Consider the following 11,972-nt stretch of genomic DNA (forward strand, 5'->3'; position numbering starts at 1 on the left):
ACAAGAATTACCACTCGTTCACATTTTTTATCATCAGGATTATCATAATGGGCTTTATTCAGGCCAATCTGCCAATATTTTTTTCCATCACTTTCTTTTCTCCATATTTTAATATATTCTTTGTTCCACTGTTGATCAGCATTAATTACGGCATTTGCAGATACATCAATTTTGTAATTATATTTTTGAATATACTTTTTTGCAATTTCAGTAATAGCTTCAAAAGAAGTCTTCCAGCCTTCATCAAAATCTATTGTTTTCGCCAGTTTCCCTTGTTCATCAAACTCATACATAAGTCCATAATCTCCTGGCGATGTTTTATTATATATCCTTTTTGACTTTATATTACCGTTGGGATAGTATTCTTTATACATATCAAACCAACCTTTGGATAATAAAGTTCTTTGATTGTAGCCTAGTCCTATGGTTCCCATAATTGTTTGCATACTACCATTATCTAGTTTTTCGGTCATATCTACATCAAATCTTGAAGAATATGGCTCAACAAGACCTTGTGCTTTTTTAGTCTCTAATAATCTGGGATTATTAATGTTTAGTGTTTCAGCTGTTGAGTCCATAAGAGTGGCATATTTGTTTTTATTTAAAGTCACTTTTTGGGCATCACATTGATAGAATATGAAGCACAAAAAGAAACAATATATTAATTGGGAATGTATTTTCATTATTGATCATTCTAGCAAAATGAGTGAATAATCTATTGTTACAGATACATTTTTATACTCTATAAAATATTCTCGGATAAAAAACATTAATCCAACCCCAGAATAGCGACTCTTTTAATATTTAAATGTTCATTTATAATTCTTTGAGAAAATGGTTATACCTATCGAAATAATGTTCATTTTTTAAAACCTTTCCTGAACTGTCCTCTACAAGAATTACCACTCGTTCACATTTTTTATCATCAGGATTATCATAATGGGCTTTATTCAGGCCAATCTGCCAATATTTTTTTCCATCACTTTCTTTTCTCCATATTTTAATATATTCTTTGTTCCACTGTTGGTCAGCATTAATTACGGCATTTGCAGATACATCAATTTTGTAATTATATTTTTGAATATACTTTTTTGCAATTTCAGTAATAGCTTCAAAGGAAGTCTTCCAGCCTTCATCAAAATCTATTGTTTTCGCCAGTTTCCCTTGTTCATCAAAATCATACATAGGTCCATAATCTCCTGACGATGTTTTATTATATATCCTTTTTGATTTTATATTACCGTTGGGATAGTACTCCTTTTGAATATTGAACCAACCTTTTGAAAGAATAATTCTTTGTTTTATCCCCCAATAATTACCGGAAACAAATTCTTCCCTGCCATCAGCTTTAACAGTTTTATGAGATTCATAGCTAAAATGTTCCGGATTCTCATATTTCTGATCGGATTTTTTCAAAATGCTAAGGTCAAACTTTTCGTTAGAAGAGTCTATTAAGCTCATATTATTATTTTTGTTATGATAAGATTGTGATTGACACTGGCTAAAACTCAGCCATACTAATATAAATAAAAAAAAATGTGGTTGTTTCATTCTGTCAATAAGTTAAAATTTCTCAATTTATCCCACTGCCACTTCCAGGTGGAATATTTATCTTTATCATCTAGATGGGCATAATCCATCACATTTTCTGTTTTTTTATATTTAAAAAGATAAGGAGTTATGGTAGATATACTTTCTTGTGTTCCAAATGAGTGTCCTAATGCAATAGCATGCATTGCCTCATGAGCTATATCAGCATCTGTTATTCCTGAAAACATTGTTCCTCGTCCTGCACCTATTGGTGTACCAATACCGCCAACTCCTATTCGTGTACTGCCATTCATTAAATAAGCTGTTTCCGATAAGAAATAAAGACGTAAAAATCTATCATATGTTCCCGTTCCGTCTGATTTGCCATTACTTCCTAAATGAGGATATCCCATCTTTAATTTCTCATCCAAATAGTCATATAGTGACTTACCTCTAATATTTCCAGAAACATTAATTCCACTTCCGTTACTAATAGAAGTAAGTGATAAATCTGCATTTGAAGAGCCATCACTATTTTTAGTAATATCCAGTTCCTTTTCTACAATATTAACTTTAATCAATGATTGCTTTAAATAGTTTTCCAATTCAACTTTCCCTTTAATACTTCCTGTCCCATTATTTGTAGTAACTTTAACACACACTACATTTAGCTTTTTAACTTTGTTATTATATAACTTTAAATAGCCTGCTTCATTTCCATCACAAAAAACTTTTAAAATTTTAGGTGTAATAATGTCTTCTAACACTTTCAATTTTATTTCATCCTCTAATTTATAACTCTCATTTTTTTTGATTACAATTTTTGCGTAATGTGTATTTTTCGTAGGGTCATTTTTCTCATTTTCAGTTCCTTTTCCCAAACTTGTTGTAATCTCACATAATGTTTTATCATAAGCAATTACCAATTCTGTTGGAAGTTTTTTCTTATCTCTGATCTGTACTTTTAAAGATACCTTGATTTCTTTATTTTTTTCAACGCAGATCCAAGAAGGATAATAGCTAGTTGGTTTTCTATTCTTCAATAACCATGGTATACTGTAAAAAGGATTGCTATACTCACCTTTAAGATCTGTAAACAAAGTAGATGAGGCAGTAAATATTGCAGAAGAGTCAGCTGAGGGATATTTATCATATGTTCCCATTAAATCTGAATATAAATCATCGCCAAATAATCCTGTATCCTTAATACGCATCCAGTCAAAACCATATTCTTTGCCCTTCCAGTTTTTCATGGGACGAAAATGGACTATTGCATCTGCAGCAATATTAATTTCAGCCACTGGCGGTTTTTCGGGATTTCCTCCATAAAGAATATCAGTCTCACTATTTTCTACATAAGTGGTACTGGCTGTTTCTACAATATCTGCAGCAGAATAATAATTAAGATGTTCTTCTACAGTCTCATATATATTCCCTTTTACGATTCTGGTTCTGCTCATAATTGTTTTTTTAGTGAGCTTTCCCTTTTTCTCCGCTTCTGTTTTCAATATTACTTTTTGCATGTTTATTGATCGAAGCATTTGTACTGGTTTCTATTCCTCCTTCACTGTTTACCACGGTTTTCCCTTTTTTGGTTTCACTGTGTACATCACCTTCTATAATCTCTGTCAGTTTTCCGGTAATAAATGTACTCGCATTTCCAATGACTGAGGTAAGCTTCATAGCTCCCACACTTTCTGTATTGTTTAAGCCGATACTGGCAGATTTATTCATTCCCACCGTGGTTGTCATATTTTCCCCAACGTTGATGTTCATATTCTTACAATTCAGGGTCATGGTTTCCGGCGCGGTAATATTGATATTGCTTCCCGTAGTATCCAGATGGATTTCGTTACCGCTTTTATCGGTGATGATGATGCTTTCATCTTCTGTGAAAACAATTCGGTGTCCGCTTCTGGTTTGGATGGATTTTACACGGTTATCCATTCCGCCTCCCAAACCGATTCCACCATGGAACATTCCCCCCATCACGAATGGACGGTCAGGATGGCTGTGGACAAAGTTGACCATCACCTGGTCGCCTACTTCAGGAATCGCTACATACCCACGGTTTTGAGTGATTTGATCAGTTCCTCCCGCATCAGGCGTCATGACTCTTACAAAATGAGTAGTATCATTCATTTGCCAGTCGAACCTTACCTGTACTCTTCCCTGGCCTTCAGGATCTGCATTCGCTATTACTGTGGCAATCTGAGGCTGGGCTACTGGAACCATAAATTCAGGCTTGGGTAAAAATCCCGTATCTGCGGCAATAGATTCGAAGGTTCCTTTATAGTGACCGATGGTATCGATTTCGTGTACAGCTTCTGTAACCATTACTTTGGTAAAGTAAGAAGTCTCATTGCTGTCCGGCTTTCTCATGTGGATATCTACCACACATCCCGGATGAAGGAAGGGTACGGTTGTAGAACCGGATACTGAAAATACACTCACGGCTTCACTTCCAGAAGTACTTTTCTGAGAGTTTTCTACATCCAAATGGGTAGATGCCTTGATAGGGGCTACCTGAAGAGCCGGGGTTTTATAGATTTTATCATTATGGCTGTATGCGGTTTTAGCAAGGTCTCCTAAATGGTTTACAGGCGTTTCACCTGATGTCAGTTTTTCATTTTTACTGCTGTTATAACCGTAGTATTGGGGTTTTGTATGAACAGCCTTTAATTCTACCCTAATGTCATCAGCATTACTGCCATAAATAAGTTTTATAGGTTTATTCTGAGGCGGAAGTTTTCCAAAGTGAAGCACTTCACCATCATAGTAAAATTGTTCTCCATAAGCTTCTGCCATTCTTGCCAGATAATTATAGTGCGTCTCGTTGTACTGGCTGCTGTAGATAATCTGAGAATAATCGTTGGTATCCACTCTGATATCAAAACGACTTTTATCAATTCCCTGTTTGATTACTTCTTCGGCGATGATTCCCATATTAACGGGCTGTCCGCCGCCAAAGCTTTGAATATGTGGAGCTCCGTCCAACAGAATCGTTGGACTGTATCCGGAAAGTACAATATTGCCAAGGCTCATCTTTTCCTGGCTAAAGCCTACTTTGGTGATCAACCCTACAAAATTTCTTTCGGGACTGTTATCAATATCTTTATAGGAAATGATTGCCGTAAGGCGTTTCCCTAAAAATTTATTCGCTTCTTCAAGGGTATGGCTCTGACGGTCTCCCAATGCATCATGTGCAAGGACAAGACTGAATTCGTGATGCTTACCAGAGTTCTGTTTAAGAGTAAAATGTTTGTAATATTTTATAATTTTTCCCTCAACAACCAGGGAAAGTTTTACCAACCGGTTGATCCCTGCGTGATGGTTTTCAGAAATTCCATCAGCATTTTGTGAAGGGCGGAAGGAAGACCCCTTTGTCTTTGTTTCGGTTTTCATATGCTTTGTGTTTAGTTTAGTATTAAAGATAGTAGTATTTTACGAAATAATCAACATAACAGTGAGATAGACAACAATTGATCAATATAATTTTTCATAACAGGGCAAAAAAGACCGTCTTTATAAGGGACAGTCTTTCTTTGTATGAATGTTGATAATGTGTAACAATTTTAGCTTGTTGGCCAAAGTCCAGCGTACTGAGAAGTACCATAGTCAATAGTTTCAGCACTGATTACGAAGCTGATAAACATACTGTTGCTGTCGATTGCATCAAATTCCACCTGATGCTGGATCACGTATCCGTTCTGCCAGTTCAAAGTGATTAATGTTCCTTCTTCGTGAGATTTGTTGAAAACAATCTCTCCTACTGTAGGCTTATATTTCCCATTCAGTAAGCTTTCAAGGATGTCTGATTTTTCAGTAGCCTCTACTGTAACTTTGATTAATGCGTTAGAAGGGTCTGAAGCTACACGTCCTGATACATCAGTTGATCTTGATACGCTGTAGTTCATTTTTAATAATTTTTGACCTTCTCCGTTGTTGAATTTTAAAATCCCTCTTGAATTTCTTTCTGCCATGATTTGTAAATTTTAATCGTTAGTAATATTTTGTGATTCAGTGATTGTTTAGCAAATATAGAGGGTCTTTTCCGCTAAAAAAAACTTTTCACCATAAATTTGAAAAATTGTAGTAGTTCTACGACTTTTTGTAGTAATTCTACGACTTTGGATTTACAAGCACTATCATAACTACCAATAATAAAGCACTTTGTATTTTATCTCCAAATCATGAAAAAAAAATATTTTTACACTTAAGTGAGAAATAAACAGCATTACGAATTTAAAATTCGGGGGTTTTTCTCGAGATTTAAGATCCTAAATCAGGAGAAAAAAAAATCTTAAGAAAGAGTTTTTTTTTGGGGGGGCACAAATAAAAAAGCAGAAGTAAAATGACTTCTGCTTTTTATATGTTAAAACTAACAATTAATGTTTAGTGTATTCCGGAGCTTCTGTCGGAACCATAGTTGGAGTAAAGAACTCGTTAAGCCAATAGAACGTTTGTCCGTTCTGCTGAATCTTTACTGCAGGATTATTTCTGTGGTTCAGCATCCTTTCTGCCAGATCCTTATAGTGATGGAAATAGTTTCTTACTGTCTCATTACGAACAATTTTTGATTTTCTCCATCCTTTAAGTTTGTACTTCGCCATGATCTCTTCCTCAGAAAGGTCGAATCCTGTGCTCATTCCAATTGCATAAGACATTGGTAACTCATAAAGATCTCCTTTATCCAGGAATTTGATCGTTGGATTGTATTTCTTTAACAATCTTACATATTCCTTGATCGCTTTTGACTGATTGAAATCCGGTTTATCAGGAGCTGTATTTCTGTATACTTCAGAATAGAAAGCTTTTAAATTATCATATTCCGATTCAGAAATAAGAATTCCTTTTTCTATACTCGGAGTAATCTCTTTCAACTCTTTTGGCAGATATCCTTTTACAAGGAAAGGATTTCCATAATTGATCAACTGTGCTGCAATTCCTGCAGAAACAGGATTGGTAAGTCCCGGATACAGATATTTATATTTCAAATCCACATCTGTTTTTCCTGCTCCTACGGAAGAATGGAAGTAATCATTCAGTGACTTATCTACATTCTGATTATCTAAAGTTACCTGTGCGATAAGACTATCCACTGATTTTTTCAGGAATCCAGGAGTCGCAATATCTCCTTTTTTAGGGAAGATTACAAATCCCTGAGACATACTCTGTTTAGGATAAGCTAAGGAGAAGAATCCTTCATCACCTTCTACAAGGCTGAAGTTGTTCTTGGTAAGAACGTCAGATTGGTTAATGATCTTTTGTTTTTTAAGCTCAGCAATATTTTTAGCGGTATTGGTCACTATGTTCTCTGCCATCAATACAAAATCATTATAGGTATCTGAAGATCTTGCACTGGTCTGGAACATAATCAGTCTTGCCTGAGCCTGAGTAAGAGAACCGATAACACTGTACATATTTCCGCTTTGGTTAGCAGATGTACCTACAGTCACTACAATATTGGTTTCATCGGGAACGTTGGAAAGAAGGTTTCCTGCTGCAGAAAGGGCCTCTCCTACCGGCTGATAGCCATTATTACTTGCACAGTTCATCTCATTTGTTTTCTGATCGATAAACGTTGTAATCTTACTGTAATCAGGACTTAGGTTAGAAACAGCAGTGTTGGTCCCACAAGGGTTATTTTTATATAAAACTACACCGTATTTTACGTTATTGAAATAGGATGGTTTTTCAAATCTAAGCTGAAGATCCTGCAATAATGATTTTACAATAGGGGCATAAGGGGCGTTTCCGGCACTTATATCCAATGCAAAAACAATATTGATATTTTTATCTCTGTCTGTAATTTCTCTGTAACGGTCGAAATAAATAGGCTCCCCTAAAACATTAAAGACATAGTTTTTACTATAATCGAGGATATTTGTAAAATATTTCGTTTTAGAATCCGGGGTTGGAGCTTCATTTAAAGGCAGAGTCACCGGGAAGATATTTTCTAAAGGTTTTCTCTTGTTTACATCCGTAAGAAGAATAGCGGTTCTGTTTTCCGCATCTGATCCTGATGCTCCAGGATACCCTTCATGTACTCCCAGTTCTGTATCGTTAATTCCTGTTGGGTTTTTAAGCTTAATTGCTGAACGCTCACCCCATGTGGAAATTACATTGGAGCTCACCCATCCATAAAGGCCTTTTCCAATACTGTCTATATCTATAGATGGTTTTTTACCTACCAGGAATCTTTTATTATTTTCAGCCTGCTTGTAAACATACACCACCTGTCCGTTAGGGATCTTAACATTAGCTGTTTCATTAAGGCTCGGTGAATTGAACACCATGATCGAGTCATTTTTATAGTATCTTTCAGCACTCTTGATCACCTCGCTGTTATTAGGCACTACAGCCACTCTTACAGGATACCCGGTTCTCTCGCTTTTCAGGGAGTGGTTCCATAAAAGCAGGTCAGATTCAGGGATCCAGCCATATGTTTTAATAGATTTTGATGAGACTTTTTTCATTAAAGCATCCGGAACGTATTCCGCTACTTTTACCATTCCGTCTCTATGTTTCAGAACCATTAAAGGCTCCAGAAATTTTACTTCTTTATATGATTTTTCATCATCTTTATCCAGATAGGCCGTATTTCTTGATCGGTCCGAAATCACGATCCATGGAACGGATTTTTTTGGATAGCCGTTAACAACCGTTGAATTATCTACTTTTCCGTATTGGGAAGGCTCAGGAGTTTTCTTTGATGGCAGTTTTACCTGACAACTCGTCAACAATACTGATAACCCTATATAATATGCTGCTAGAGGAAATTTATTTTTCATCCTATTTATCTTTTTATGATTGGCACATCCGAAGAACCGGACGGTATTATTTGCTTTGGTTTATATCTACTTTCGTTACGCAGTTCTGTGTATCATCTAAATTCACCTTTACGGTCTGGATCACAGTATTTTTGTCAAACTGAAGACCTGCACAGTACATATAGAAGTTATTTACTTTACTGTCATTTACTTTTACCACTGTGTTTTCATTGTTACACAGGTACGTTTTCAACAGGTAATTGTAGTGCATATTGAAACTGTTTCCATTTGCAATCTGCTGTAAATGATATTTGAAATCGTTATCAACTTTTGCATAAGAGTCTTCTACAGATACTTCCTCCTGTTCTAAAGAGTTGTAAGCAGGAAGAATTTTGATACGGTGGTAGATAGGTTCCTGGCTTTCTTCGGTATAAAGGGTAACCACATAGTCTCCCGGTTTTTTATAGGCATAGATGGCTAATTTTTCTTTAGCATCTGTATTTCCTGTTTCTCCAAATTTCCATGCAAACTGTGTAGCATTGGAAACGGCACGGAACTGCACATTCTCATTCTGCATTGCCTGTGTCTGAGCTTCAATAGTGGTCTTAGACTTTGTAGTGTCTTTAGCCTGCTTTACGCTTCTTGCGGACACCATTACAGGGAATGATTTAGTGTATTTACTGTCAACGATCAAACTTACCTGGTAATATCCAGGCTTATTATAGAAGTGGATCCCACTGTTTTTATCAGAAGTTGTTCCGTCTCCAAAATTCCATCTTTTGGTTTTTGCAAACTGGGTTTTATCTTCAAATAAAAGTGTATCTCCTACCGACAATGTAGATGGATAGACTACTCCAACAATATCATCAGCAGAATGGATCACCTTTTTCTGCAGCCAAAGTGCAACAAGAGCAGCGATGAGCAATGTTGCAATAACACCGATAATAATGTTCTTTTTGTTTTTTTGAAAATAATTCATAGTTAATAATTGTGATGTGTTTTATTTAAAGTTCCTAAATTCATTATTAGTTTATTGGGTGCGAGCTTTCAACTCATTCTGACGCTGATAAATCTTATCCTGCTTATCTTTAAACCCAATTCTGCACTCCTCTACCTGCTTTTCAAATCTCTTGATATCTTCTGAAGTGGTTGAAATTACCTTTTTATCTTCGTAGTACATCTTATAAAAGCGGGCAATTTGCGGATAGGCATCTTTTCTGGTATCAACGATATCATGACCTTTAAAATAGCCATTAAGATCATTCACTCCTACAAAGATATTATTTTCCACAAAAGGCTGTGGAGCTTCATCGGTAAGTTTGGTAATCATGGTATAAGTACTGTCCATGATCGGAATAATGATTTTTTGGTGTTGTTCAAATTCGGCCTTTTGTTCGAGATTCTGAATTCCTCTTACATCTTCATCAGAAAACGGGGATTCAAAACCTTTCAAAAAGAGAATTCCCAGAAATATCATAGCAGTCACAAGCATCAGTATCAAATAAAAAAACTGATAATGCCTTTCTTTTTTAGATAGTGTAATTTGTCCTTGCATATCTTTATTTTTTTATCGTCTTCTACCTCCGGTGAAATTTCTTGTAGGGTCTTTTCTAAGCTCAGTATTGGCTCTGTTTACTTTTCCCATACATTCATCCAGATCTCTGAGAACTGTTTTCTTTTTGTATTCTACTCCAATAATTTTGGTCTTTAACGTAAGCATAGGTCCTATCTGCTTCATCAGTGTGGCATAATGTTTAAAGCTTTCGGTACTGTCTTTTCCCATAATACTTTTAACATTTCTTACGTTATCCATGATATTCGTTCTAAGAAAAACATCATTTTCCACCTTGTTCATGTCAAGCTGGGTCATTTTTTCGTAAATATCATCCACATTATCTTTCAGCATATCACTTCGGCGCATTAATTCTTTGTAAGCTTCTGCTTCACGACTTATCCCTTCGCGCTGTATATCATAGCTCTTAAAGAAGAGGTACAGGCAGCTAAAGGATACCATAGACAAAACAACAAATGAAAGGATAAACTTCCAAATGCCCGTTCTGACGTCAGATTTGTTCAATTTTTTTTCCCTGTTCGAAGACATATATTTGCGATTTGTTTGGCCTGTGAAAGTATAAAAATTTTTTTTTATGCACAATACGTATTTTCCCTGCTCTGGTTTCGTAAAATCCCGGTTTAAATTAATATTAATTTAAACTTTCATAAGTTTTTCATAAATTAGGCCTCTGAATTTCAAATATCATTCGCCAAATCGATATTAAGAATGAGTAAAATATTATCTAATACCGTGCGTTTCTCCATAGCTGACAGTGATTTTTATTTTAAAAAAATAATGATCAAAACTCTGATGGAAAACCCTTTCTATATGCTTTTGAACGACTGTAACAATGGCCATGAGCTTGTGAACAGAATCTACAGGAGGCAGGAAGATGTATTTGTCATAGAGCTTTTTATGCCGGTATTAAGCGGGATTGAAGCTATTAAATATATAAGGAAAAATAACACAGAAACACCTATTATCACTTATTCCGGGACTTACCAGGAAGATATGGCTGAAATTCTGTCGAAGATACCTAATATCTACTATTGTCAGAAGAACAGTACTATTATTAAAGACATCATTAAAGGAAGCATAGCCTCTGACGAGTTTGATTTCGAAGCCTATTCAAAAGAATGGGAGCAACAGCCACTGGCTGTACAGGAATATATGGACAGACAGAAGAAGGGACAGGAAGAACTTTCTCCGGCTGAAATACAATTGATGAGATTCTGCTACGAAGGCTTCAGTAATAAGGAAATTGCAGAAAAACTGAATCTGAGTACAAGAACTATTGACACATACATTAACCGCCTTACGGAAAAACTGGGACTGAAGACCAAACTTCACCTCATCCGTTTCTGTGTGGAAAATGGGTACTACAACTCCAGTATGTAGTGATTACAGGATACAAAATGACTGACAGAAAACACTGGTATGGCTAGTGTTGCCTGTTCCGTTTTTTTCGAATTATCAGTGTTTTTTTATCATTATATTGCAATATTATTTTATTATTAAATTATCTTCAAGCAGCGTTAACATAGCATATACATTAATATCTCAACTTATTGAACAAAAATATTTCGCCACTAATTTGCTAGTATTCAATTTTTTTAACTAAATTTGCACACCTAAAATTTAAAATTAAAATAAGGAAATGACAAAGGCAGAATTGGTAAACACCATCTCAAATAAGTTGGGAACAGAAAAGAATGAAACACAGAAAGTTGTAGAAGCTTTTATGCAGGAGATCAGAACTTCTATGTATAATGGGGATAACGTTTATCTGAGAGGTTTTGGATCTTTTATCATTAAAACAAGAGCTGCTAAAACAGGAAGAAATATTTCTAAAAACACTGCGATTGAGATTCCTGCTCATAACATTCCTGCTTTCAAACCTTCAAAATCTTTTGTTGAGAAAGTAAAAACGAAAGTTGCAGTAAAATAAGAACATTAACTGAATATTAACTAGTTACTAAAAAATTAAAATTATGCCAAGCGGAAAGAAAAGAAAAAGACACAAGGTTGCAACTCACAAAAGAAAGAAAAGAAGAAGAGCAAACAGACATAAGAAAAAATAATCTCTTTTTCTCGAGATTTACAATATAATAATA

At 35.3% G+C, this 11,972-nt stretch carries 11 protein-coding genes; 2 read left to right on the top strand and 9 right to left on the bottom strand.

Translation table 11 applies throughout. The annotated features are described in order from the left end of the window. From DRF65_RS27005 to tssO, 9 genes are all read right to left on the bottom strand, one after another. Positions 1-611, bottom strand: a 611-nt coding sequence (locus DRF65_RS27005; RefSeq protein WP_133297840.1) for a hypothetical protein, incomplete at its 3' end; no start/stop codon positions are given. A gap of 205 nt (positions 612-816) precedes the next feature. Continuing rightward, positions 817-1,461 carry a hypothetical protein gene (locus tag DRF65_RS27010; RefSeq protein ID WP_123947444.1) on the bottom strand — a complete coding sequence of 215 codons (645 nt, stop codon included), beginning with the start codon at positions 1,459-1,461 and terminating at the stop codon, positions 817-819. Between the two features lie 86 nt (positions 1,462-1,547). Next, positions 1,548-3,038 (bottom strand): hypothetical protein, encoded by a 1,491-nt coding sequence (locus tag DRF65_RS27015; RefSeq protein WP_228438975.1) that lies wholly within the window; start codon positions 3,036-3,038, stop codon positions 1,548-1,550. Beyond that, entirely contained in the window at positions 3,001-4,935 is a 1,935-nt protein-coding gene (locus DRF65_RS27020; RefSeq protein ID WP_115973810.1) for a type VI secretion system Vgr family protein, read from the bottom strand. The genes DRF65_RS27015 and DRF65_RS27020 overlap by 38 nt, the downstream gene beginning before the upstream one ends. 170 nt (positions 4,936-5,105) lie before the next feature. After that, positions 5,106-5,513 (bottom strand): type VI secretion system tube protein TssD, encoded by a 408-nt coding sequence (gene tssD / locus DRF65_RS27025; protein ID WP_115973811.1) that lies wholly within the window; start codon positions 5,511-5,513, stop codon positions 5,106-5,108. Positions 5,514-5,918: 405 nt separating this feature from the next. After that, complete coding sequence (gene tssR / locus DRF65_RS27030; RefSeq protein WP_115973812.1) at positions 5,919-8,324, bottom strand: type VI secretion system protein TssR domain-containing protein; 2,406 nt, start codon at positions 8,322-8,324, stop codon at positions 5,919-5,921. 46 nt (positions 8,325-8,370) lie between these two features. Continuing rightward, positions 8,371-9,282, bottom strand: coding sequence for a PKD domain-containing protein (locus DRF65_RS27035; protein ID WP_115973813.1), 912 nt, complete (start codon positions 9,280-9,282; stop codon positions 8,371-8,373). Positions 9,283-9,333: 51 nt separating this feature from the next. Continuing rightward, the gene (locus DRF65_RS27040; protein WP_115973814.1) at positions 9,334-9,858 is read right to left on the bottom strand and encodes a type VI secretion system transmembrane protein TssO; all 525 of its coding nucleotides are present in this window, start codon (positions 9,856-9,858) and stop codon (positions 9,334-9,336) included. Positions 9,859-9,870: 12 nt separating this feature from the next. Then, the gene (gene tssO, locus DRF65_RS27045) at positions 9,871-10,404 is read right to left on the bottom strand and encodes a type VI secretion system TssO (RefSeq protein ID WP_115973815.1); all 534 of its coding nucleotides are present in this window, start codon (positions 10,402-10,404) and stop codon (positions 9,871-9,873) included. Positions 10,405-10,584: 180 nt separating this feature from the next. Here tssO and DRF65_RS27050 point away from each other — a divergent pair, with 180 nt between their 5' ends. Together DRF65_RS27050 and DRF65_RS27055 are read left to right on the top strand one after the other, a co-directional pair. Further along, positions 10,585-11,256 carry a response regulator transcription factor gene (locus tag DRF65_RS27050; protein WP_115973816.1) on the top strand — a complete coding sequence of 224 codons (672 nt, stop codon included), beginning with the start codon at positions 10,585-10,587 and terminating at the stop codon, positions 11,254-11,256. Between the two features lie 259 nt (positions 11,257-11,515). Further along, positions 11,516-11,806 carry an HU family DNA-binding protein gene (locus DRF65_RS27055; protein WP_002984212.1) on the top strand — a complete coding sequence of 97 codons (291 nt, stop codon included), beginning with the start codon at positions 11,516-11,518 and terminating at the stop codon, positions 11,804-11,806. Positions 11,807-11,972: the final 166 nt, after the last annotated feature.

The organism is Chryseobacterium pennae (genome assembly GCF_003385515.1).
GTDB classification, from domain to species: domain Bacteria; phylum Bacteroidota; class Bacteroidia; order Flavobacteriales; family Weeksellaceae; genus Chryseobacterium; species Chryseobacterium pennae.